23 protein-coding genes are annotated in these 25,268 nt (G+C 36.0%); 3 read left to right on the forward strand and 20 right to left on the reverse strand.

The window, feature by feature from the left end; all coding sequences use genetic code 11:
- Positions 1 to 8 precede the first annotated feature (8 nt).
- Together AC4GZ8_RS19785 and sufU are read left to right on the forward strand one after the other, a co-directional pair.
- Positions 9 to 998, forward strand: a complete 990-nt coding sequence (locus AC4GZ8_RS19785) for a CobW family GTP-binding protein (protein ID WP_491083625.1) — start codon at positions 9 to 11, stop codon at positions 996 to 998.
- 18 nt (positions 999 to 1,016) lie between these two features.
- A complete protein-coding gene (sufU, locus tag AC4GZ8_RS19790) occupies positions 1,017 to 1,451 on the forward strand; it encodes a Fe-S cluster assembly sulfur transfer protein SufU (RefSeq protein ID WP_491083626.1) in 435 nt (144 codons plus the stop codon).
- 114 nt (positions 1,452 to 1,565) lie between these two features.
- Here sufU and AC4GZ8_RS19795 read toward each other — a convergent pair whose 3' ends face one another.
- The 17 genes from AC4GZ8_RS19795 to AC4GZ8_RS19875 form a co-directional block, all read right to left on the reverse strand.
- The gene (locus tag AC4GZ8_RS19795) at positions 1,566 to 2,192 is read right to left on the reverse strand and encodes a metal-dependent hydrolase (protein ID WP_491083627.1); all 627 of its coding nucleotides are present in this window, start codon (positions 2,190 to 2,192) and stop codon (positions 1,566 to 1,568) included.
- A gap of 306 nt (positions 2,193 to 2,498) precedes the next feature.
- Positions 2,499 to 3,941: an NAD-dependent malic enzyme gene (locus tag AC4GZ8_RS19800; protein ID WP_491083628.1), complete on the reverse strand. Its 1,443-nt coding sequence runs from the start codon at positions 3,939 to 3,941 to the stop codon at positions 2,499 to 2,501.
- Positions 3,942 to 4,173: 232 nt separating this feature from the next.
- Complete coding sequence (locus tag AC4GZ8_RS19805; RefSeq protein WP_491083629.1) at positions 4,174 to 5,235, reverse strand: AbrB family transcriptional regulator; 1,062 nt, start codon at positions 5,233 to 5,235, stop codon at positions 4,174 to 4,176.
- 334 nt (positions 5,236 to 5,569) lie between these two features.
- On the reverse strand, positions 5,570 to 5,725 hold the full coding sequence (locus AC4GZ8_RS19810; RefSeq protein ID WP_491083630.1) for a hypothetical protein: 156 nt from the start codon (positions 5,723 to 5,725) through the stop codon (positions 5,570 to 5,572).
- Positions 5,726 to 5,905: 180 nt separating this feature from the next.
- A complete protein-coding gene (locus AC4GZ8_RS19815) occupies positions 5,906 to 6,859 on the reverse strand; it encodes a tripartite tricarboxylate transporter substrate binding protein (protein WP_491083631.1) in 954 nt (317 codons plus the stop codon).
- A gap of 19 nt (positions 6,860 to 6,878) precedes the next feature.
- Complete coding sequence (locus AC4GZ8_RS19820) at positions 6,879 to 7,559, reverse strand: response regulator (RefSeq protein WP_491083632.1); 681 nt, start codon at positions 7,557 to 7,559, stop codon at positions 6,879 to 6,881.
- On the reverse strand, positions 7,552 to 9,177 hold the full coding sequence (locus tag AC4GZ8_RS19825; protein WP_491083633.1) for an ATP-binding protein: 1,626 nt from the start codon (positions 9,175 to 9,177) through the stop codon (positions 7,552 to 7,554). Before AC4GZ8_RS19825 ends, AC4GZ8_RS19820 begins: the two co-directional genes overlap by 8 nt.
- 94 nt (positions 9,178 to 9,271) lie before the next feature.
- A complete protein-coding gene (locus AC4GZ8_RS19830) occupies positions 9,272 to 10,582 on the reverse strand; it encodes a CitMHS family transporter (RefSeq protein ID WP_491083634.1) in 1,311 nt (436 codons plus the stop codon).
- Positions 10,583 to 10,843: 261 nt separating this feature from the next.
- Positions 10,844 to 11,611 (reverse strand): hypothetical protein, encoded by a 768-nt coding sequence (locus AC4GZ8_RS19835; protein ID WP_491083635.1) that lies wholly within the window; start codon positions 11,609 to 11,611, stop codon positions 10,844 to 10,846.
- A gap of 20 nt (positions 11,612 to 11,631) precedes the next feature.
- Positions 11,632 to 12,393: a class I SAM-dependent methyltransferase gene (locus AC4GZ8_RS19840; protein WP_491083636.1), complete on the reverse strand. Its 762-nt coding sequence runs from the start codon at positions 12,391 to 12,393 to the stop codon at positions 11,632 to 11,634.
- Between the two features lie 279 nt (positions 12,394 to 12,672).
- Positions 12,673 to 14,325 (reverse strand): glycoside hydrolase family 13 protein, encoded by a 1,653-nt coding sequence (locus AC4GZ8_RS19845; RefSeq protein ID WP_491083637.1) that lies wholly within the window; start codon positions 14,323 to 14,325, stop codon positions 12,673 to 12,675.
- A gap of 70 nt (positions 14,326 to 14,395) precedes the next feature.
- On the reverse strand, positions 14,396 to 16,075 hold the full coding sequence (locus AC4GZ8_RS19850) for a glycoside hydrolase family 13 protein (RefSeq protein WP_491083638.1): 1,680 nt from the start codon (positions 16,073 to 16,075) through the stop codon (positions 14,396 to 14,398).
- A 60-nt stretch (positions 16,076 to 16,135) separates the two neighbouring features.
- Positions 16,136 to 16,957: a carbohydrate ABC transporter permease gene (locus tag AC4GZ8_RS19855; protein WP_491083639.1), complete on the reverse strand. Its 822-nt coding sequence runs from the start codon at positions 16,955 to 16,957 to the stop codon at positions 16,136 to 16,138.
- Positions 16,957 to 17,820: a carbohydrate ABC transporter permease gene (locus tag AC4GZ8_RS19860; protein WP_491083640.1), complete on the reverse strand. Its 864-nt coding sequence runs from the start codon at positions 17,818 to 17,820 to the stop codon at positions 16,957 to 16,959. Before AC4GZ8_RS19860 ends, AC4GZ8_RS19855 begins: the two co-directional genes overlap by 1 nt.
- Before the next feature lie 232 nt (positions 17,821 to 18,052).
- Complete coding sequence (locus tag AC4GZ8_RS19865) at positions 18,053 to 19,294, reverse strand: ABC transporter substrate-binding protein (protein WP_491083641.1); 1,242 nt, start codon at positions 19,292 to 19,294, stop codon at positions 18,053 to 18,055.
- A 176-nt stretch (positions 19,295 to 19,470) separates the two neighbouring features.
- Positions 19,471 to 20,478 (reverse strand): LacI family DNA-binding transcriptional regulator, encoded by a 1,008-nt coding sequence (locus AC4GZ8_RS19870; protein ID WP_491083642.1) that lies wholly within the window; start codon positions 20,476 to 20,478, stop codon positions 19,471 to 19,473.
- A gap of 139 nt (positions 20,479 to 20,617) precedes the next feature.
- Entirely contained in the window at positions 20,618 to 20,839 is a 222-nt protein-coding gene (locus AC4GZ8_RS19875; RefSeq protein WP_491083643.1) for a hypothetical protein, read from the reverse strand.
- A 143-nt stretch (positions 20,840 to 20,982) separates the two neighbouring features.
- Between AC4GZ8_RS19875 and AC4GZ8_RS19880 the strand changes: the two genes are divergently transcribed.
- The gene (locus AC4GZ8_RS19880) at positions 20,983 to 21,888 is read left to right on the forward strand and encodes a nuclease-related domain-containing protein (protein WP_491083644.1); all 906 of its coding nucleotides are present in this window, start codon (positions 20,983 to 20,985) and stop codon (positions 21,886 to 21,888) included.
- Positions 21,889 to 22,492: 604 nt separating this feature from the next.
- Here the strand turns inward: AC4GZ8_RS19880 and AC4GZ8_RS19885 are convergent.
- The 3 genes from AC4GZ8_RS19885 to AC4GZ8_RS19895 form a co-directional block, all read right to left on the reverse strand.
- On the reverse strand, positions 22,493 to 23,671 hold the full coding sequence (locus tag AC4GZ8_RS19885; protein WP_491083645.1) for an MFS transporter: 1,179 nt from the start codon (positions 23,669 to 23,671) through the stop codon (positions 22,493 to 22,495).
- Complete coding sequence (locus AC4GZ8_RS19890; protein WP_491083646.1) at positions 23,661 to 24,077, reverse strand: MarR family winged helix-turn-helix transcriptional regulator; 417 nt, start codon at positions 24,075 to 24,077, stop codon at positions 23,661 to 23,663. Before AC4GZ8_RS19890 ends, AC4GZ8_RS19885 begins: the two co-directional genes overlap by 11 nt.
- A 286-nt stretch (positions 24,078 to 24,363) precedes the next feature.
- Complete coding sequence (locus AC4GZ8_RS19895; RefSeq protein WP_491083647.1) at positions 24,364 to 25,257, reverse strand: carbohydrate ABC transporter permease; 894 nt, start codon at positions 25,255 to 25,257, stop codon at positions 24,364 to 24,366.
- Positions 25,258 to 25,268 lie beyond the last annotated feature (11 nt).

Consider the following 25,268-nt stretch of genomic DNA (forward strand, 5'->3'; position numbering starts at 1 on the left):
CTTAAAAAATGACGCTACTTCATCCTCCAAAAATTCCTGTCACTATTTTAACTGGTTATTTAGGCGCTGGGAAAACAACCCTCTTAAATCAAATTCTGACGGAAAAGCATCAGCAAAAAATTGCTGTCATTGTGAATGAATACGGTGAAGTTGGGATAGATCATCAACTTGTTGTAAATGCCGATGAGGAAATTTTAGAAATGAACAATGGGTGTATTTGTTGTACAGTACGCGGTGACTTAATTCGAATTTTAAGAACATTGGTTTTTTCAATGAATCAAGGAAAAGTGAAATTTGACCGTGTATTAATAGAAACCACTGGACTTGCTGATCCCGCTCCTGCTGCACAAACTTTTTTTATGGATGAGTTGCTTTCGGAAAAATTCGAGGTTGATAGCATTATCACAGTTATTGATAGTAAGCACATTACAAAACACCTTGATACACATGATGAGGCACAAGAACAAATTGCATTTGCTGATGTCATGATTTTAAATAAACTTGATTTAGTAAGTGAACAAGAATTAAAAACTTTAGAACAAAGACTAAGACATATGAATCCTACAGCCAAAAGAATATACGCAAAAAATTGCCAAATTAATTTAAAAGAAATTCTAGGTATTCAATCATTTGACGTTAATGATAAGCTTCAAATTGATCCTCATTTTCTCCATAACCACCATCATCATCACCATGATGACCATGTGTCTTCAGTAGCAATCCGTGAGGAACAACCGCTTGATTTAGAAAAAATAGACCGTTGGATGAGCTTTCTTGTTAGCCAAAAAGGTGAAGACTTATTACGATATAAAGGAATTCTTTATATAAAAGGAATGGAGAATCGAATTGTCTTTCAAGGACTTCATATGTTGTTTTCAGGAAAACCTGAACGTAAATGGAAACAACATGAAGCAAGATTAAGTGAGCTCGTTTTCATTGGTAAGAATTTAAATAAAGAGCAGTTAGTTCAACAATTTAAAAATTGCATTGCGGAATAGCTAGTAGGAGTGTTGACTATGAAGCTAGACCATATTTATAGACAGATCATATTTGATCATTATCGTCAAAAACGTAACTTCACAGAATTATTAGGTGAAAATGTTTTTAAAGTACATTATAAAAACCCAACTTGTGGAGATGTGATGACTCTATATTTAGAAGTTAAACATGACATAGTCAATAAAGTAGCTTTCCTTGGCGAAGGGTGTAGTATAAGTATGGCGTCATCCTCGATGATGACAGAACTAATACAAAATAAGACACTAGGAGAAATTCTTTCCTTGAGAAACGCATTTGAAGAATTGATTCGGACTGGTGAACTCACAGATCCAAATATTGATTTGGGTGACAGTTACTCATTACAGGGTGTTCATCATCTAAAAGCAAGACACAACTGTGCATTAATGCCATGGCAAGCACTAGATAAAGCACTTAAAGAAATTGTAGAGTAATACTCATGTCTATCATGTCACAGATGCTGTGTTATGATCTTCATAAATGGACAGTCCCGGGAGTCACTAATACTCCTGAGACTATCCTAGGATTACTTTTAATTTTTCCCTTTGTTACAATTCCTTCGAAGAAAAAGGCAAAAAGAATTTTACTCCGCGTTTATTAAACGGCAAAACCTTCATATCAGCAATTAAGTGGCTGCTATAGCCTAGTATGCATGTTAGAAATACTCCATCGACTCCGATGGAAGCTTGAAAGTAATGAGCAATGAAGGCAAAAAAGCCAATTCCAACTAATGAGTGGGTATAGCTTCGATGAGGGATATATGAAGCTACAATAATATAGATACCTAACAAAATCAGCCAGATCTCCTGTAAGGAGATTCCTCCTACGAGTACGCCCAAACCGGTAATGGTTAACATATGCCTTTGTTTGATCTTCGAAGCAATCACAATAATGGCAAGTCCAGCACCCATCCCCAACCATCTTTCTTGACCCGTTCCTTCAAACAATGTGTAGACAATCATCATTAAACCTATTAATTGTGCCACAGACCGAATCAATGCATGTGAAAAAGTAATCCTATTACTTAATTTCCCATCAATATCCATATCGGGAATTAATCCAACAACCCCACCTATTGCTACCAGGAATAAAGTTGTTGTCGGGTCAGCTTGAACCGACTGGGAAACGGCAAACCCGGTTCCAGCTCCTATTGTTGCATGTGCAGTTCCATTCAATTCATCCACCTATTTCTATGTAAAAATTCCGTTAAAATAATATTATACATGAAAAGAAGCGGGACGAAGGTTGTGTTTATAAAAGTATTTGATTTTTCTCTTGTCCTTTTCTATAGGTTTTGGTCTTCATCTCCTTATGATGGACTTTCCCTCTCTTCATCTATCGATTTTGGTCTTCATCACCCTTATGATGGACTTTTCTCGCTCCTCTTATATATTTTTACCATCGGCATCTAAATCGCAAAATAAAAAGATGCCCGAATAAATCGGACACCCTTAAAATATTAATCTTCTAAATTACATTCATCAGTAAGTACTTGCTAGTTCATTTTCTTCTTTAAATAAATCTTTTCTAGCAACACCTGATTTATAAGCTGCTTCTACGACAGCCTCTCGAACTTTCTCAACTACTTTTTGATTAAAGACACTTGGGACAATGTATGTCTCACTCAATTCATCATCAGTGACGACACTAGCTATCGCTTTTGCCGTAGCAATTTTCATTTCTTCATTAATTTCTGATGCACGACAGTCTAAAGCGCCTCGGAAGATTCCAGGAAAACATAAGACATTATTAATCTGATTTGGATAGTCAGATCGACCAGTGGCCAAGACTCGAACAAGAGGTTCTGCGATGTCCGGGTCAATTTCCGGAACTGGATTGGCTAATGCGAATACAATTGGATCGTTAGCCATTGATTTAATATGACTTTCCTTTAATACTCCAGGTGCAGATACACCGATGAAAACATCCGCACCAGCCATAACATCAGACAGAGAGCCCTTTTCATTATATGGATTTGTCATATTTGCAAAGGCTGTCCAATTCGGGTTATCATACACTTCATCTCGGTGAAGAGCACCCTCCCTGTCAACGCCAATAATATGTTGAACGCCAGCAGCAAGCAGCATTTTCGCACAAGCTGTACCTGCAGCTCCAACTCCGTTTAAGACCACTTTAATGGAATCAATGTTTTTCCCGGTAAGCTTTAGTGCATTATAAAGTCCCGCTAGCAATACAACTGCAGTCCCATGCTGATCATCGTGAAAAACCGGGATATCTAATTCACGTTTTAGTCTTTCTTCGATTTCAAAGCATCTTGGTGAAGAAATATCTTCAAGATTTATTCCGCCGAAAGCAGGTGCAATCGATTTAACAATCTGAACAATTTCATCTGGATCCTTTGTATCCAGGCATATCGGAAATGCGTCAACTTCAGCCATTTGTTTAAATAGCATGGCTTTTCCTTCCATAACTGGCATTGCTGCAAGTGGACCTATATCACCTAAACCAAGTACAGCTGTACCATCAGAAACGACCGCAACTGTATTTCGTTTAATTGTTAAGGAGTGTGCCTTGAGCGGTTCATCTGCTATGGCCCGGCAAACTTGGGCGACTCCAGGCGTATAAACCCTTGAAAGATCATCACGGTTTTTAATTGGATTTTTTGGCGTTACTTCAATTTTGCCTCCAAGATGTAAAAGAAATGTTCTGTCTGAAACCGATATAACCTTAACACCATGTAACCTATTGATTGCGTCCATCACATCTTGTCCATGCTGCTGGTTTTTAACAGTGATCGTAATATCTCGTACCGTTTGAACTTTACTGGTAGAGATTACATCGATACCTATGATATCACCGCCTGTTTCACCAATTACTTTCGCTATTTCACTAAAAGTAATGATGTTTTTCTGAAAATGTAATCGAATGATGATATTCATACTTGCATTGCTTAATTGAGACATATTTACCCTCCAAAAGCTTTTACCATTTATGGGGATATTGAAAACAACCGTCTAATTCCTTGTACGTAGCGAAGCTTTGTAAGCATGCCAGAAATAGATTGGTTCGATTGGAAGCGTTTTAATATCCTCGGTTAAAATCGTAATACAAAACACGATCAATGTAACCGTTTTCTACTTTTATTGTTTATAATTTATTACATTTATTTTGTTCATTTTGTTTACGGGTTCTCATTCACCCAGCCTGCACTTCCTGATGATCACCCTTACCGAAAAATCCCCTTAAGAAAATCGGAACAATAAACAAAATAAAAAATACCCGAAATAGCTGATAAGCTGCAACTAAAGATACATCTGCCTGAATAGCATGAGCTGTAACCCCCATTTCAGGTAGCCCACCTGGAGCGATACATAAAAAGGCAGTAGCCATTGTCATTGGATAAAAGATATGTAACACGTAAGCAAGGAGAAAGGCAAACCCTACAATTGATAGACCTGTTGCTAATGTAATTGGTAACAGCCTTTTCCAATCTCCTAGCATATTGACTTTCATACTTAAGCCCAGGTAAATACCTAAACATAGTTGGGCTATGATACTAAGAAATGAAGGCAATACAGGCGGCTCCATACCTGTTACTGTCAAGATTGCTGCTGAGACAAGTGGACCAATAATCCAAGGAGTTGGACATTTATAACGTACGGCTATAATGGTTACTAGATAAATGACGGCCAAAAACAGTAATGTTTCAACACCCACATTTGCCTGTGAAACCGGACTCTCAAGCGCAGCTGAAACTGCTCCAGTGGTCGAGAAAGCATGAATCGCTAAGGTTGGAACAATAAATATGACTGTTAACATTCTTATTGTTTGCATAAACGTAACGATTGTAGGTTCTGCCCCTTTTATTTCTTCACTTAACACAACCATTTGTGATAAACCGCCTGGTGTTGTTCCCATGACAGCACTTGGAAAAGAAGTTGTTGTGAATTTTGAGATGAGCATAGCCATTATAAACCCAAAACAAACCATCAATGCTGTACTTAATACCATTGATGGAAACTGTTGCAGAATTTGTCTCGCACTTTCAATGGTAAAGGACAATCCCATACTATAGCCTAATATAAATTGGCCGCCATTTTTAAAGCCGACCGGCCATTTCAATTCCCGTTTCGTTAATAGCTTCCATGCTAACACAGCAGTTAACGGTCCCAACATCCATGCTAATGGAAAATGAAACAACTCAAATAACAATCCCCCAACAATTCCGATTACAACTGTTTCTATAAATCTGAACAAATAAATCCACCCCCACTATGAAAAAAACGCTTATCTTACTAGAAAGCTGTTTTCACAAACCTTGTTGCTTGTTAATTTACAGGATGCTCGCGCTTTCCGTGGCGCGGGTAGGGAGAAGGCTGTATAAGTCTCACCTATCCTGAAAGATCCTATAGGAGTCTCGCACCCTTTGCCCCAATCAACCTAAGTTGGTTTTTGTTCAAAGAGATTATCGTTATCTTATTTTTTATATAGAGAACAAAAAAAGCCGACTCTAAGAGTTAAGCCTTCCCCCTTATAAAAATAAAGGAGGATTTACAATCTCTTAAAAGAGTCAGCCTCATGGCTAATATATTTAACTAGCTGTTTCTATAAACTGATCATTAAAATAGATAACGTGTGAGAGAACTTTACGACCCTTCATGTTTTGGATTGATTCTTTTGCTTCTTTCTCATCTTCAAATTCAAACATTTTGATACGATCATCAGCATAAACAGTTATAACCCACATCTACCATTTCTCCCTTAAAAGAATCATTAAAGTCTACGAGGAAAGATACCTCCCAAACAATGTTGTCGAAAACTTCATGATTATCATAATTCCTTCTCTTACCAATGTAAATAATACAACTAATTATTTTATTATGTTCATAAGAGAGATTATGTTCATTTTGTTCACGCTAAAAAAGTCTTAATGAACCCCCATAAGTTGTTCATACATCTTACTTTGTTCCTCAAGATACCTGTATGTTTCTTCACTATTTTTATAGAAGCCTTCCCACATATAATGATCTAACGTTTGTTCCCATGTCTTCGTTTTCACCATTTTCCCAAAAACGTGATCCCAAAATTCTATTTCATCTTTTGACATATTAGGAGGCCCCATAATGCCTCGCCAATGTTGAAAAACAACATCGATTCCTTCTTCTTTCCATGTTGGGAGATCAGGTAATTCACTTAATCTTTTATCAGAAGAAATGACAAGCAGCTTTATTTGATCAAGATCATAATATTTTTTTGCTTCAGAAATAGACATCGTTGCTACTTCTATTTCGTTAGCTATTAGTGCATTGACAACTTCTGTACTATTTTCATAGACTCGGAAATTCAATTTTTTTGGTTCAATACCATACTGCTTACTTGCTAAAACGAATGATAGCTGGTCATCATTTCCCAGTCTCGGTGAAATCCCTATACTATACTTCTGAGGCTTCTGCTTTATTTCAGATAATAATGTTTTTGCATTATTAATGTTAGATTCCTTTGACACGATCACGACTTCCCATTCTTTCGCTAGGGTAGCAATTGGGGTAAAATCTTTAAACGTTAATTTGCTTTGACCTAATAATTGATTTGTTATTATCAGACTTGAATTCATTGCGAGTACATGATCTTGTTGTTGATAGGTATATTTCCATCCCAACTCTCCCCCTGCGCCTACCTTATTGATCACACTTATTTCATTTAATAAGTTTTCCTGCAGGAGAATCTCTTGAATCGCTCTTGCTGTTACATCCCAGCCGCCGCCAATTGAACTAGGAGCAATGATGGTTACTTCATCAAATTCATGGTTCACTTCTTTATTTGAACAACCGATAAGAAGCAACACAATAAAAGTGGATACAATGAATGTTTTTAACTTCATCTCTTATGACCTCATATATCTATTTACTTAAATAGTATTTTCTCTCGGGCCGGCCTACAATGCCATATTCATGCTTTGCGATACAAATATTCACCGAAACAAGATATTCTAAATACCTTCTTGCGGTTGTTCTGGAAGCTCCCATTTTTTCTCCCATTTCCTCTATTGAAATTCCTGAATCAAGGGTGCTTAACACCTCTTTTACTTTTTGAAGTGTTAAACGGTCAACTCCAGAAGGGAGATCTTTTTGATGTAGTGATGATTGGTTGACTGATGTACCAAAATACTGATCTATAATCGATTGATCCACCTCTTCACGATGTTGAAGCAGTTCTTTTCTTTTTTTATAGTTCTCAATAGTTTCAATAAATTTCTCCATCGTTACAGGCTTTAATAAATAATGAAATACTCCTTGTCGTATCGATGTCTCAAGCATTGCTTTTTCTGTTGCTGCTGTAATCATAATAATATCAATTTCAGGATAATTCTCGCGGATAAAAGGTAATAAATCAGTACCAAGACGGTCTGGTAAATAAATATCGAGTAAAATAAGATCAATTTCTTGTTCTTTCAATCGATTGATTGTATCCTCTGCATTCAATGCCTTACCAACTACTTGAACGTCCGGTATTTTTTGTAGAAACCCCTCTTGTACTTGAGCAATACGAAAATCATCCTCTACAATTAACACCTTAATCATGTAGACCGTCTCCTTCTCTTTTTTCTATCCTTTTTGGGAGAAATACAGTAAAGATCGCTCCACCAAGTTTACTATTTGTAACTTCTACTGTCCCATTTAATGAATTCACTATTTTCATCACATTAAAAAGTCCATAACCTCTATGACTGCCTTTTGTTGAAGACCCTATCTTGAACAAATTCTCAAACTGTTCAGGAGATATACCTGATCCATTATCAGATACCTCGATAATAATCTCATTAGCAATACTCATAATCGAGAAATTGACCACTTTCTCTGTATTTGAACTAACAGCTTCAAAGGCATTGTCAATAAGATTTCCGATGATCGTAATAATGTCTGTTATTTCAATATGTTCCGGCAGAGGGTCAACATAGCTTCCCTCGTCAATGGTCAGCTCTATTTTCTTTTCAGATGCTTTTCCTAGCTTCCCTAATAATATAGCTTGTACATTTGAATCTTGAATTTGATTAAGTAATATTTTCGTCTGATATTGGTGAACAAATGACTCCTTTTGAATAAAGTCAAGTGCTTCATCGTATCTTTCCAATTGGAGCAAACCGGATAGTAAATATAATTTATTTGAATACTCATGTGTTTGTGCTCGAAGACCATCAGAATATGCTCGTACTTCCGAAAGAGTCTCAATCAATTTCTTTAATTCGGTTTTGTCTGTGAAGCTTGCCACGACTCCAATTACATGACCGTTCTCTAAAATAGGGATAAAATTAAAAATGAACACTTTGTCATTAATCGTCACTTCATCATGATGAACAATTTCTCCTGTATCAAGCCCCCGCTCAATTTGTAGTGCAGGTAAGACCTCGCTAATATGTTTATTAAGGTAATTCGAGTCATTAACATTCAACATGTTCTTTGCTGAACGGTTTATCATGGTAATAAAGCCTTGCTTATTAACAGCAATAATTCCTTCTTTTATCGAAAGCAAAATGGCATTTCTTTCTCTATACAATGATGCTATTTCATGTGGCTCTAACCCCAATGTATCTTTACGAATATTTTTTGTTAAATAAATCCCGCCGATAGTCCCTAAGCCTAGAATAACTAATGAAGCGTACAAAATGGTCTTTAGTTTCTTATACAGGTTTTCATATAGATCTTTTTCAAGAATTTCAACAGCTACTGTTCCTATCACTTGATTATAATCTTCATAGCTTGCAATAATCGGCACTTTTCCAACAAGCACGTCACCCTTTTCACGAACAATCTCAAAATTGTAAGATCCCCCAAAGGTTAACACCTGCTCATTTGCATCATGGTGATTTCCTGTGCCTACCTGGCTTGGATCAGTATGAGAATAAATGATATGATGTCGATCTTCAATCACAATATTAAATGCATGACTTTGATCTTTTACTTGTTCAGCAATTGGACGAAAATTCTCCTCTAGGTTATTTTCTTCAATTGCTTCATGAAGCTCTGGCATAAGGGCGATTGTTTTAGCTGTTTGTAATGCGAGCTGTTCGACCTGATTTCTTGAATCAACGAACAATACATAAGAAAAGATTCCGACTAATAAAAGGATGATGATGACAATTAATCCTGTAATTAAAGTTAGTATTTTAAATTTCAAAGGAATTTTTTTATATGTTTTCATCTTTTTCTACCTTTTTCTCAACTTCCTGCATGTTTATAAGAAAAAAAGGGTCAGACCCTTCAAGCTGAGCCAGCCCCCTCGATATCATTATATATTATATGGAAATGACTCCAATGACGATGGATACAATTAACATGACAAGGGAAGTTCCTACTGTCCATTTTAGCGTAAATTTTTGAAAGTCACCAAACTCGACCTTTGACATCCCCACAAGTAAATAAGTAGAAGCTACTAATGGACTTAATAAGTGAACTGGCTGACCCACTAAAGAAGCTCTAGCAATTTCATCTGGATTAATCCCATAAGCAGTAGCCGCTTCAGCAATAATTGGGACCATACCAAAATAATAAGCATCGTTAGACATAAAAAAAGTAAACGGCATACTCGTTAATGCTGTAATAATCGGAAGATAAGAACCCAATGCATCTGGAATTAGTGAAACTAAACTATTTGCCATCGCATCAACCATTTCCGTACCTGACAGAATACCTGTAAATGCACCAGCTGCAAAAACAAGAGATACAACTGCTAAAACATTTCCAGCATGGGCTTTAATTCGTTCTTTTTGTTCATCTAGGTTAGGATAGTTGATCACGATCGCAATCGCAAAACCGATCATAAATAATGCAGGTAATGGCATTACACCTAGAATTAGACCAATTAAAAGGAGAGCAGTTAAAGCAAAGTTCACCCATAAAAGCTTTGGTCGTTTTTCTTTTTGTACCTCTAATGTAGCTGCATGTTGAGTGAATGGTGAATTTTGGTGAACAGGCAGTTTTTCTAGTTCTAAAATGCCCACTCTTTTTCGTTCTTTTACTCCAAATAAATAGGCAACAAAAATAACCCAAAGCGCCCCACCAACCATTGCCGGGATGAGAGGGACAAACACATCAGACATATCTAAACTCAATGCGCTTACAGCTCTAGCTGTCGGGCCGCCCCACGGTGTAAGGTTCGTTACGCCAACTCCCATAATCGCGATACACGGTAGAATTAACGGGTTCATCTTCAATCTCTGATAAAGTGGCAGCATCGCAGAAATTGTGATCATATATGTTGTTGTACCGTCACCATCAAGGGATACAACTAAAGCAAGCACTGCTGTTCCCACTACGATTTTCATTGGGTCACCCTTCACTGCCTTTAAAATGATGCCCACCACAGGATCAAATAGCCCTGCATCTATCATTATACCAAAATATAAAATAGCAAACATTAGCATGACACCAGTAGGAGCTAACTGATTAATCCCATCGATTAACATAGGACCCAAATCAGCCCCAAACCCTCCAACAACAGCAAACAACACTGGAATAATAATCAATGCAATTAATGCAGATAGCCTTCCTGTCATAATCAAATACATAAACACAAATATCATTAAAAAGCCAAGTATCGCTAACATAATAGACCCCCTCTATTGAACACGCTTACAAATCGTAATAGTTTGAATAATAAAAATGTTAGCTTTACTATATACGAAGGACATTAGGGGGTAAATATTACGTATTATTTAGACTTTAAAAACTATATGAATGTATTATTCTTTCTATCTTTTATATTCTTTTTGAACATTTTGTTTATACAGACCCCTTCAAAGCGAAACGCATTTCTGATCGAAATGCGCTTGAGTGTTGTATAAAATTATAACGGACTTTTAAAAAAATTAACCACTGCGCTGAATATCCTTATACCTGTTCAAGGCATCAAACAAAAACTGCTTATTGTATCCCGTTTTTTGATGAATCTTTTCTACCCACTCTTCTATTCCAAGTAATTTAGGCTCTTTTATTAAGCCTTCACTTGTACTTAAAAAGCTTTCCCAATTATAAAATTCCCAATGAGCTGTTTCCGATTTATAGGGTATTCGACATTCTACTAATGGATTTGGATGAACGAGGTTTTGACAATGCTCAGCTGCCTCTAAAAAGTAATCAATATTTACTGGTTCTGTATTGAACACCTGAGTTGAAACCTTATCATTTGATCGATGATAAAGAATTTCCAATTGGTTATGAATCTCATGAACTTGTATTTTCGCCGCAGGAAAAAAGCCTTCTACTTTCTCATTTGTATAATCAGGACTGTTTTTATCAATTAATATAGGACGTAACCATTGATCTCCTAAATCACAGAAAAATCGATTCCCATTTTCATCAACTGCGATTACTGCTACATGGGCATCTTCGGTTTTTAAGTCATGACCAATTGGATATGCTTCCACCCCGTCTCTTTTAAATTCATCAAGAAGCCAAAGAGCAAGGTCAAAGCAATTTCCTGTTATTCCGTACTGTTCTCGATGTTCCCGCATAAGAGAAACATCTCGTTGCTTTTTCTCATACCCTTTGGCGTTATACCAAACCTTTGTTAATGTTTCCATAGGAAAATCATGAAACCTCTCCCAGGTTGCATTAATACTTTGTGTCGCAAACATATGATCACCCTTTTACAATCTTAGATGGCTCTGGCTTTTAAAATAAAACGATGCTGTTTCACATCAAAGAAACCTTCTGTTTGAATAGACTTATGAACCTCATACAATTTCTTTTCATAGACAGAAACATTAAAGCCAGGTACTTGCCAAGGAATGGCATTTAAGTAATAAATGAGCGCGCCAATATCATAAAAACGTTGTATCGGAAACTCCTCTTTACTAACCAATACTTCAAACCCTATTTTCTCAAGCTCTTCCCGCGCTGAAGCCAGATACCAATTTTCATATTCACGATTGATCGGTGCTCCTAATGCTACGTTGATTCCTCTACAATCCATTCCTCCTACTTGCTGTGTTAAAAACACCCCATTTTCTTTCATTATTCTTCTAACTTCTTTAGGAGAATAGGACTCATGTTTGTTTAAAACCAGATCAAATTGATGATCATGAAAAGGTAGGTAGGTGTCATCCGCAATCGCTACTACCTTCACTCCTAATGGCTCCAATCGTTTTTGAGCAATCGGAACATTAGGCTTATAGCCTTCTGTTGCAAAAACAGTAGGAGGAAATGGTCTCAGCATAGATAAATATTCTCCCCCACCAGTTCCCATATCCAACATTGAGGCAGCAGCCCCGATTAGCTGCTTTGCCATAGTCCCATAAGACCATGAAAGTAAATCACTTTTCACACGTTCGGTATCTGTTATATATGAAAAATCCCATCCAGAAAAAGGCTTGCTTCCATCTTGGATTAAATTCAAAAATTGAAGGTCTTTTTTCATAATTTCCCCCATCATTTATTTATATTAGGTCAGGTTTATCAAAAGTCCTGCAAAAATATTGCATCCCTCACATCGACAATGTGTAACGATGGTTCATGCTCTATATATTCTTCCTCATCCACATTTTCACCTTTAAATAAGTGATACTGTTAATCACCAGTTTTTATTAACTATTAACCTTGAGTTTTTTTGTTATATCTTTCAAAAAGAGCAAAAACCTTCCAAAGTTACGAATGGAAGGTTTTTGCTCTTTTTTTATGGAACATAGTCTATCATAGGTCAGTCACTTACTATTTCATTTGTTACATCATAGATTCGTGCCTCATGTGGCTGCAAACGTAAAGTATTTGCTAGTTCTTTTTCTGGAATATTATAATTTCCGATTATTAATTTCTTTTCTTTTCCTTTGAGTTCATCTGGTAATTGATAGCTTACTGGATGATTTGAATGATTTAATACTATCAGCCATGATGTTTTATCGTCAGATCGTGTGTAAGCATACACCTGTTCATCTCCTTGAGATAAATCTGTATAGTCACCATACACCATAACATCATATTGCTTTCTTAATGAAATTAGCTTTTGATAATAATAGAAAACAGAGTTCGGATCCTTCAGAGCTTCTTCAACATTTATTTCTTTATAATTAGGATTCACCTTTATCCATGGCTTCCCGTTTGTAAATCCTGCCTGATCCTCGCTATTCCATTGCATAGGTGTTCTTGAATTGTCGCGGCTTAACAATAAGAGACTTTCGAATACTTCTTCAGGATCTTTTCCTTCTTCTACCGCTTCTTTGTACTTATTTTTCATCGCAATGTCATTATAATCATCAATTGAGTTAAAACGAACCCCTGTCATACCAATCTCTTCACCTTGATAGACGTAAGCTGTTCCCGGAAGTGTATGAATCATTGTTGCTAATAATTTTGCTGATTCAACTCGAAATTCTTTATCATTTCCATAACGAGTCACCTGTCTTGTGTGATCATGATTATTAAGGAATTGAGAATTCCATCCTTTCCCCTTCAATCCTTGATACCAAAAGGTTTGTATCTCTTTAAACCTAAGCATATCCCATGTTGGCATATCATCAGCAACTTCGAAATGGAATAACGTATTTAACTCATTTCGATCTTCTCCAACATATAAGAGTCCATCTTCAGGTGTGACAAAAGGAATTTCTCCAACTGTCATCACATCGTAATGCTGCAATACCTCGCGATTCATTTCCTGTAAATATTCATGAACGCCTGGGTTGTTTCCAAGATAGCTAATATTATATGGATCCTCTGCATCTGGGAAGCCTTCCTGTTTAGCTAATAAATTGATCACATCCATTCGGAATCCGTCTATCCCTTTATTTAACCAAAAACGCATCATGTTATAAATTTCTTGACGAAGTTCAGGATTTTTCCAATTTAAATCAGGCTGCTCAACTGCAAAAGAATGCAGATAATATTGGTTTGTTGTTTCATCATATTCCCAAGCAGATGGAGCGAAATATGATCTCCAATTATTAGGTGCTTGTCCATTCTTCGGATCTTGCCAAATATACCAATCACGCTTCGGATTGTTTTTTGAAGACTTTGATTCAAGAAACCACGGATGTTGGTCAGATGTATGATTGACAACTAAATCCATAATGACTTTTAATCCTCGATTATGAATTTCCTTTACTAGATTCTCGAATATTTCCATATCACCAGCCTTTTCCATGATCCCATAATAATTGGATATATCGTATCCATTATCACGATCTGGTGACTCATAAAATGGATTCAGCCAAATGACATCAATACCAAGCTCTTTAATATAATCTAGTTTGTTGATGACCCCTTGTAAATCCCCGTACCCATCACCATCAGAATCATAAAAGCTGCGCCAATATATTTGATAAACAACTGCTTCCTTCCACCACTTTTTCTTCATTTCCTTGCACCGCCTTACATCAATTTAATGTTAGAAAAAAATCGCAGATCAAGTGATCTGCAATTTTTTATTATTTGCTTTTATATACTCTTGCCTCATATGGTCTTAACGTAAAAGAAGAGATATTATCGTTACCGATTTCATAATTGCTTATTAGTAGATCTAACGAAATATCTGAAAGATGATCAGGAAGAGTTAATTGAATTTCATCACGGCTAAAATTCGTTATAACTACTAACTTTTCCCCTTCGTATGAACGCGTATAAGCAAAAATAGAATCATGATTAGGTAAAATTAACTCATAATCACCATATACGATAATTTCATGTTTTTTTCGAAGTGCTATGACTTCTTTATAATAATGATATATAGAATTCGGATCATTGACTGCTTGCTTTGCATTGATTTCCTTGTAATTAGGATTTACCTTAATCCAAGGCTCACCAGTTGTAAAACCAGCATTTTTGCTATCATCCCATTGAAAAGGTGTTCTTGCATTGTCACGACCTTTTACATAAATCGATTCCATGACCTTAGCTGGATCCTCATTCCCTTGGATGACCTTTTCATTGTACATATTTAAAATTTCAATATCTTTATAATCATTAATTGAATCAAAACGGACATTTGTCATGCCGATTTCTTCACCTTGATATACATATGGCGTTCCCTGCAGCATATGAAGGAAGGTTACGAGCATTTTTGCCGATTCGACGCGGTATTCCTTATCATCACCAAAACGTGAAACCATTCTTGGCTGATCATGATTGTTTAAGTACAAGCTGTTCCAACCGACACCATTAAGACCCGTTTGCCATTTTGTAATATTTTCCTTCAAATCAAGGAGATTTAACTTTTTTAAATCCCATTTTCCATTTGGACCTGAATCTAAATCCATATGTTCAAAAGTGAAAACCATGTTTAATTCTTCACGATCATGCCCTGTATACAATTTTGCATCTTCAACTGATGCCCCAGGCATTTCACCAACTGTAATGATGTCATATTTCGAAAGTACCTGTTGATTCATTTCATATAAATATTCATGGATTCGCGGTCCATTCATAAAAAATTGTCCACCTGGAGCATATTTTTTCCCTTCAGGATTTGGGGCATCCGGCAGTCCTGGTACTTTGGAGATGAAGTTAATAACATCCATACGAAAGCCATCGATTCCTTTATCAAGCCACCATGTCATCATCTTATAAACTTCATCACGAAGCTTCGGATTCTCCCAGTTAAGATCAGGTTGTTTTTTACTAAATAAATGTAAAAAATACTCATCTGTTGCTTCATCATATTTCCAGGCAGACCCGCTGAAAACTGATTCCCAATTATTTGGCTCTTTCCCGTCTTTTCCAGGTCGCCAAATATAGTAATCTCGATATGGATTATCCTTTGACTTTCTTGATTCAGCAAACCAAGCATGCTCATCAGATGAATGATTGACAACCAAATCCATGATTAGCTTCATCCTGCGTTGATGAACTTGATCTAAAAGCTCTTCCCAATCTTGCATTGTTCCAAACTCATCCATAATGTCTTGATAGTCACTAATATCATATCCATTATCATCATTAGGTGACTTATAGACTGGAGAAAGCCAGATTACATCAATACCTAAATCCTTCAAATAATCAAGCTTCTCTGTTATCCCCTTCAAATCACCGATACCATCACCATTGCTATCATTAAAGCTTCGAGGATAAATTTGATAAATGACACTTTCTTTCCACCATGTCTTTTCCATGACTGTACTCCACTCCTTTAGAACAGCCCTCATCACTATGTTGAGGGCTGTCGTTAACGATTACTTAATTGAACCTTTCATTACCCCGCTAATAATCCATTTTTGTGCAAATATATACACGATGATCATCGGTGCCAGCGCCATAATATAAGAGGCAAATGCTAAGTTATAATTTGTACTAAATTGTGATTGGAAAATGTATTGAACTAACGGCAATGTTGCCATATCTCGATCACTCAGCATAACGAGCGGCAGCATAAAGTCGTTCCACGCACCCAGACAAGTAATGATTGCAACAGTTGCATTCATTGGTGCTAACAATGGGAAAATAACTCTCCAGAAAACACCCCATGTACTTGCTCCATCAATAACGGCTGCTTCTTCCAGCTCCTTTGGAATCGAACGAATATATCCTACATAAATAAACGTATTAAACGATAAATTAAATACTACGTACAAGATGATTAATCCAACCAGGTTGTCCATTCCCCATGCAGCTGTTTGTTTAACGATTGGTAACATGATAATTGGGAATGGAATAAACATCGCACTGACAAAATAGTAAAATAAAAATTTATACGCTTTTTTGTGCATATTTCTAGCGATTGCATAAGCAACTAACGAATTTGTCAACACAGTAAAGATCACAACAAATATCGTTACAAATACACTGTTCCCAAGAGCATTAAAGAAATTTGTCATTTCAATTGCTTGGGTAAAGTTATCTAATGACCACGATTTTGGAAGGGCTAATAAATTCCCTGCCATCTCCTGCGGAGTTTTAAAAGCGATTGTAATTGTTAAATACAAAGGTAATAAGATAAGTAATGTACCCACAATTAAGAGAGTGGTAACAGGCCAGTTTGTTCTTTTATTACTCATTAGCTTTCCGCCTCTCGTTTTTCTAGGAATTTCAGTTGGATGATCGAAATCACAACAATGACGATGAAGTAGATAACCGCGTTAGCAGACTGGTAGGCAAACTCCCCGCCTTCAAAACCGCCGCGATAAATCAATAAGGAAATTGATTCAGTTGATGTACCAGGTCCACCGCCTGTAAGCGCCACGATTTGATCAAATACCATTAAAAAGTTTTTCATTGCCAAAACCATGTTAATTGTAAAGAAAGGAGCAATAAGCGGGAATGTAATATTCCAGAACTTTCTCCAAATACCGGCACCATCAATACTTGCTGCTTCATATAAATCCTCTGGAATCGTTACCAGACCTGCTAAATAGAGGATCGTATTAAAGGCAACGGACTGCCAAACAGCAACAAGGACGATACCTAACCATGCCAGTTTTTGGTCCCCTAAAATATTTTTCGTTAAAAATTCAATGCCTAAACTTTCACCGATCCCAGGTAGAAAATGAGTGAAAATAAAATTAAAAATAAAACCTACTATTAAAATACTTAAAATATATGGCAGAAAATAAATAGCACGTAGAGTCTTATGAAATTTAATCTTCGCATTAAGACCCATCGCAATAAGTAAACTAAATATATTAACTAAGATCGTAGAAATAACCGCAAATTTAAACGTAAAACCATATGCATCTAAAGCACGTTCATCCTTAAATACATTCAGGTAATTTTTTAGACCCACAAAACTCCAATCTCCATATCCCTTCCAATCTGTAAAGCTGTAAAAGATCCCTTGCAGGGCAGGATACGTATGGAAGATGAAGAAAAGGATGAACGCTGGAATTGCGATTATCATATATACATAATTTTTCTTATTCATCATTACCTCTCCTTTAACAAACACCTGTATTTAATTTAGCTCTCACGCATAAGACGCTCCTTAAAAAAAGGTCACACCAAACAACAATTCTCGTATTAGCAAGCAGTGTGATGGGCCAGTCCATACGTTTCGTTGGTTAACTTAACACCCATTCTTAAGGAGTGGCTTATACATATTTAAGCCAAAAAGATGAAGTGAATAGGGCATCAAAAAGATGATGCCCATTATTAACTTAACGATTTTGAACCTTTTCCCATTCATTATCTAATTTCTTTAAGAACGCTTCTTTATCTTTTTTAATTAAGAACTCCTGAACAAGGTTTTCTGCACCCATTCCTGATGGATAATAGTGGTCAGGGAAGCTCGTAATTGCACCTGTTTCAAAATTAGATTTTATTCCTTCAAAAACAGGATCCTCTTGGAATACACCTTCAATGGCTGAAAAAGCTTTTTGCTCATCGATATAACGTTTTGAAGTATCCTTATTCATCATAAATTCAATGAATTTCATCGCTTCTTCCTTATGCTCTGTGTCTTCACTCATCGTTAGCAACACATCTACACCTGAAACAAGCTTATTTTGTGCAGGATCATTCGTAACTGGCATTGCAAATGTACCTAATTCAATATCTGGATTAGCTTTCAGGATTTCTGGAATAGCCCAGTTTCCTTGGATATACATCACACCTTTTCCGCTTGCAAACGCATTGTTTCCATCACCATATGCAACACCTAAATTGTCTTTATGACCGTATTCAGTAAGTGTTTGCATTTTATCTGCTACTTCATCATAATTCTTTACAAATGTTGCCTCACCAGCACTTTTCTTTTCGGCAAATTCTTCACCAGCAATGTTTGCAGCAAGTGAGTTCCAAGAAATCATGCCTGTCCATGCATCTTTCAACGTAAAGTAAATTGGAATTTCACCAGCAGCTTTAGCTTTTTCCAAAATTGCCATAAACTCATCCCAAGTCTTTGGAACTTCTAAACCTAACTCCTCAAACTTTTGCTTGTTGTAAATAACTGTATTAGCATTTGTTGCATATGGAAGGCCGAATACTCCTTCTTGTTCAGCTCCAACTAAACGACCAATCATATCAATATAAGATGATTGGACTGTATTCACTAATTCAGAATCAGAAAAATCATGTAACACTCCAGCTCGTCCTAATTCTCCATAAGTTGCATTTCCGCCAATCGACATGATGTCAGGTAAATCATTTTTCGTTAATCTTGTTTTTAATACTGTTTCTGCCTCTGGAGGTGCATCAAGTTTAATTTTGATATCAGGATTTTGCTTTTCAAATTCGGCAATAATACCTTTATACGTATCGATACTTTCAGCCTTGTTTGAGAATAGCTCTAATGTTACTTTTCCATCACCTGATCCCCCATCGCCATTCCCGCCACATCCTGCTAGAATGGACGCTCCGAACGCAAGAGTAAGAATACTTGCTGTAACTTTTTTCATCATGGTTGATTCCCCCTAAAATTCGTATAGTTATATGATGTGTAAACATTTACATTTTAATCAAAGAAAAATGTTTAGAGTAAACGTTTACTCATTCTATTAAAAAAAATCTAATCATTTCACTTTTCAATCTTTTTTAATATTAGAGTAAACGTTTACGTAAAATACCAAAAAAATACTCACTCCCTTTCTATTACACTTTTTCTTTCAATAATTTTATGTGACATGATTCTGCTCTCCACTGTTTTATCAGAATCTAATAGTTCAAATAGCATCTTCGCGGCCATTTCTCCCATATCAGTTAAAGGTTGTGCAACCGTTGTCAATGGAGGAATAGACATGTCTGCAATACTCAAATTATCATAGCCAATAATTGATAGATCATCAGGAACTTTTATTCCAAGCTCATAAGCAGCTGACATAGCTCCAATGGCCATTTCATCACTCGCTGCGAACACTGCTGTAAGATCTGGAGCTTGTTTTACTAGAGTTTTTAAGCTTTCTGCCCCGTCATAAAAGGTAAATCCCCTATTAAAGATGATATTTTTGTTATCAAATGGCAGGTTATGATCCTCTAATGCACTTTTAAAGCCATCGAATCTAGGCTTGCCCGAAATGGCATCATCAATATTTCCGCAAAGCATTCCAATATTTTTATGACCCTTTTGAATTAAAAATTGTGTAGCAGTATATGCAGCATGACGATCATTTACTTTTACATATGGAACAGGAAATGCATATGATTCAGTCGATAACAATACGATAGGAACATCCATTTTCTTCATGTATTCATAGTATTCCTCTAATAATGGAGCACTAGTAAAAATAATCCCATCAATTCGCTTTTCATTTAATAACTGCAAATATTTCATTGTCTTCTCACCATTTGACTCAGTGTGACAAACAATGACACTTGAACCAGCCTCATGTGTCGCTTTTTCAATTCCGCTTAAAAGGTCTGTTACTAATGTACTTGATAGCTTAGGGAACAGTACGCCGATCGTATGTGTACGTTTATTAATCAAACCTCTTGCAACTGCATTTGGCTGATAACCCAGCTCTTTAATTGCATTAAGGACTTTTTGCTTTGTTTTTTCCGAATAGCCTGTCTGATTATTAATGATCCTTGATACAGTTGCAATGGACACATTAGCATGCCTTGCAACATCTTTGATGGTATAAGACATAACCCACCTACTTTCAAATTAGAGAAAACGTTTACGTAATCATTCTACTACCTTCAGAAAACCTTTTCAACATTTTTTTAAACGATTTCACCAAAAATATATTCCTAATTTTTCACTCTTTACTTACAAGTACTCTATCTCATGAACGTGAATTGAATTTCTTTTTACCAGCAATCATTACTCTCTTATACACCTCCGTCCCTGCAAAACAGCTCATAATTGAAATCCATTCATTATGAGACATGAACCTCACTACGTAATAAAGAATTGTGCCGACTAAAAGGTCTGTCATGACAAAGGATTTAATGGCAGAACCATGAATCGTAAGAAAAATAAAATCATTGGGCATACCTTTATCCATACTCTTCACACCTTTAACGTTTTACCTAAGCGTATGTTTTAAGATCTATGTCCTATTCATAATGAATAATTATTGATTATTTGATAGATTCCAAGCTTGAATTTTATTATAATTTAACTGATTAAATAGGAAGGATGTGGAAGATGATTTACAAACCTCGAACGGAGTCTATTGAATTACAAGTTCTAGAATACTTACAGCTAAGAATGGATATATCTGACAAAGATCTACAATACTCTCTAAATCTAAAAAAAGGATTAGAAGGTGAGATGGCATTTGATGCTTTAATAGATAACATTTCATGTGAGTGTATCATTTTGAATGACTTATTGTTAAAGCAAAACAATAATCTATTCCAAATTGACTCTCTCATTATCATTTCAGATACAATCTATCTTTTTGAAATCAAAAATTTTGATGGAGATTATTACTACGATTCAGAACGGCTTTACAAGAAACCTCAAACAGAAATAAATGATCCACTGGTCCAATTAAACAGAACCGATTCTTTGTTCCGCCAACTACTCCAAAGTTTTGGATTTCACTTCAAAATAAATCCCTTTATTGTTTTTATTAACCCCGAATTCACATTATACCAAGCACCATTAAACAAACCATTTATATTTCCAACCCAGTTACATAACTTATTCAAAAAACTTAATACAATACCGTCAGCAATAAATAATAAACATAAGAGGCTAGCTGAAAAGTTAGAAATGCTTCACATTAAAGACTCACCTTACAAACAACTGCCTGCCTATAACTATAACCAGCTGCAAAAAGGAATAACGTGTAAGAAATGCTACTCATTCTTCATTTCTGTTGAGGGAAAAAGATGTATTTGCAAAGAATGCGGATACGAAGAATTTATTGCTTCTGCCGTAATGCGAAATGTTAAAGAGTTTCAGCTACTTTTTCCTGAACAAAGGATCACGACAAATACCATTCATGAGTGGTGTAAAGTCGTTGAATCAAAAAGGACAATAAGAAGGGTTCTTGAAAAGAATTTTCATAAAAAAGGTGTTCGTCAATGGACATACTATGAGTGAATCAGCTAGGCTTGGGTCCTTCATTCGTCAGTTTGAAGGACTTTTCTTGCTTTTGGTTTCCATTCGGCTTATGATGGCATTTTCTATGGTTTTCGAGACCACTTTTGGTCTTCATTCACCTTATGACGACATTTTCTCCGGCTCTCGAAATCTCTTTTGGTCTTCATTCACCTTATGACGACATTTTCTCCGGCTCTTGAGACCGCTTTTGGTCTTCATTCACCTTATGACGACATTTCCTCCGGTTCTCGAGACCTCTTTTGGTCCTCATTCACCTTATGACGACATTTTCTCCGGCTCTCGGGACCTTTTTTGGTCTTCATTCACCTTATGACGACATTTTCTCCCTCACTCGAGACCTTTTTTGGTCCTCATCCACCTTATGACGACATTTTCTCCGGCTCTCGAGACCGCTCTTGGTCCTCATTCACCTTATGACGGACTTTTCTCTACCTCCCGAATCTGCTTATTGTTTTCATTCACTATTGGCAAAAAAGGGCTTAGTATCTATACTACGCTCCCTTCTCTTAAAAGTTTAAAAGCAGGGGCGAATGCTCATTTTGAACACTTGTTGCCCCTGCTTTTTATATAATCTACTATTCTATTAAATATACAACTTCGCTTTTCTACCGTGTAATAAAAAGTAAAGTGGAATACCAACTAAAATAACTGGAAGCATCCAAAGAAAAATAGCCCGATATCCGATAAAAGGAACGAATAGCCCTAACAAATATGGACCAAACCCTAATCCAATATCATAAAAAATAAAATATGTTGATGTCGCAAACCCAAAACGATGCGGCTCTGTTACTTTTACCGCAATCGTTTGAGCAATCGAATTGAAATTACCGAAGCCAAGACCGATGAATGCAGCAGCAACTAATAACATCCAGCTGTTACTTGCCTGGCTAAACATATACATCCCTATGGCAAATAACACAATACAAGGATATACAATCACATTAGGACCCTTTCGATCCATTAATCTTCCTGTATATGGACGTGTCAAAATGGTTGCAGCAGCATAGACGATAAAGAAAAAGCTTGCCGCATCAACTAAACGAACTTCTTCTGCAAAGAAAGACAAAAAGGACATAACCCCTGAATAAGCAAAACCCATTAATAAGGCAATAAATGAAATGGGTATTGACTTGGGTTCCATGAATTTCGCTATCAACGACTCTTCCTTTGTTTCCTGCTGATTAGCATGGAACATCTTTGCATCTAAATTCATAAATGCTAAAGCGAGGATCATAATGAGTGATAATCCAACATTTAATCCAAAAATATACGTATTTCCATTCTGGAATTTCATTAAAAATATGCCAATAAACGGACCAATTGCTGTTGCAAGGATCACACTCAAACTGTAATACCCAATTCCCTCGCCTTTTCTAGAGGCTGGGAGAATGGAAGCAATAATGGTTCCTGCTGCAGTTCCAATAATCCCTACGAAAACCCCTTGGATAAAACGATTAAATAATAAAAATCCAATGTGAATGTCAATAAAATAAAAACATGCACTAACAAAAAATAATACAACACCAAGCGTTAGTGTTTTCGAGGGACCCAATTTACCAATGAACCTCCCTGTAAACAACCTTCCCACTAACGCACCGATTACATAAATACTTGAAACTAAGCCTGCTATACTTGTTGATACATGATAGGTTTCGATTGCATAGCTTGCAATTGTGACAATTAATAAGTAAAACATTAAAATAGATAAAAAATTAATTAGTGATATAACAATAAAATTTCTTGACCATATCTTATCCTTCATACTGCTTTAATCTCTCCTCCAACAACATTAGCTGTTCCGTCCATTCTTTCACCGTTTCTTCTGGTAATGGCTCTTTTACGAAAGATTGAAGCTTCATAACTTTGTCTGTTATGTTTTGGCAAAGATTATTTCCTTCTGATGTTAAGGATAAATATTTTTGTCTTTTATCCTCACCACTTGTGAATTCCAGTAAACCTTGCTCATTTAATTTCCGTACCAATGAAGAAACAGTTGGTTTTTCAACTGACCATTCTTTGACAATATCCATACTTGTGCAGCCCTCATTTTTATAAACATGCTGCAAAACAAGCCATTGGACAGCCGTAATTCCTTTAGCTGAACAAATCTCTTGAAGACGAATAACATATAATTTATTAAAGCGATAGATAGTTGAAAATAGATTCATAAGATCCTCCTAGTTAGTTAGTATCCCTAACTAACTATATGATAAGCTATTACCCTTGTAAAGTTTATTGCTCATGAAGAGTAATTTGCAAAATAACACTTACTCTTTATCATTTTTACTATATTTTAAATTTGATAGGAAAAAGCACCTACAAATAGTGTAGATGCTTTTCTTTATACTTATTTACTATAGATTTTCACCATTAGATGAAATCACACCCTCTTTATTATCTCTCAAAAATTAAACATAGTAGGTACCATTTAACCCAATGTCTAACTACAAATCACTATTCCTTTACGGAACCAACCACAATACCTGTAATAAAATACTTCTGTAATATTGGATAAATGAGTAATAATGGAATAGTGGAAATGACGATTTTTGCAGCATTTAAATTTCTATTTGAAACTTCCATTATATTTTCCAATTGATTAGAGTTCGCACCTGCTTTTAACATATCTTGTATATCAATTGATAATGACTGAATATATGTCATTAAAGGGTAATTGCTAACCTTTGTCATATAAATCAAACCTGAAAAAAAGTCATTCCAGTTTCCAACAATACTAAATAATGCAACTGTAGCTAGTGCTGGCAAGGAGACAGGGATATAAACTTTCACTAATATTTGCCATGGGTTAGCACCATCCATTATAGCTGCTTCTTCTAACGATTTTGGTACACCTATGAAAAAGTTCATGACCAAAATAATGCTGAAAATCTGAACTGCACCAGGTAATACCAAGGACCATATTGTATTTAGGAGATCTAAGTTTTTCACGACTAAATAAGTAGGAATCATCCCTCCATTAAACAACATTGCAAAAATAATAAGATTCATATATATATTTCTACCTCTAAAATTCCTTTTAGACTTAGAAAGCGGGTATGCCATTAAGACAATTAATATCATATTAATAATAAGTGAGAGAACCACTCGTTGAATCGATATAGAAAATGAGCGCCAAAATTGGCCATCCTCCATGATCATCATATAGGCCTTTGTTGTAAAATTGACAGGTGTTAAACCTACAGCATTTGCTGCAACCGCCTCACTACTACTAAAAGAAATAGCCACAATATTCCATAATGGCAGGAGACAGATTAGTCCTAATAATATGACGATTGTATAGATGATTACTTTTCCTAACCGCCCAGAAAAGGTTTTATTCTGTACCAAAGTCCTCTACC

Source organism: Metabacillus sp. RB-C-LZQ-3-1 (genome assembly GCF_058315175.1).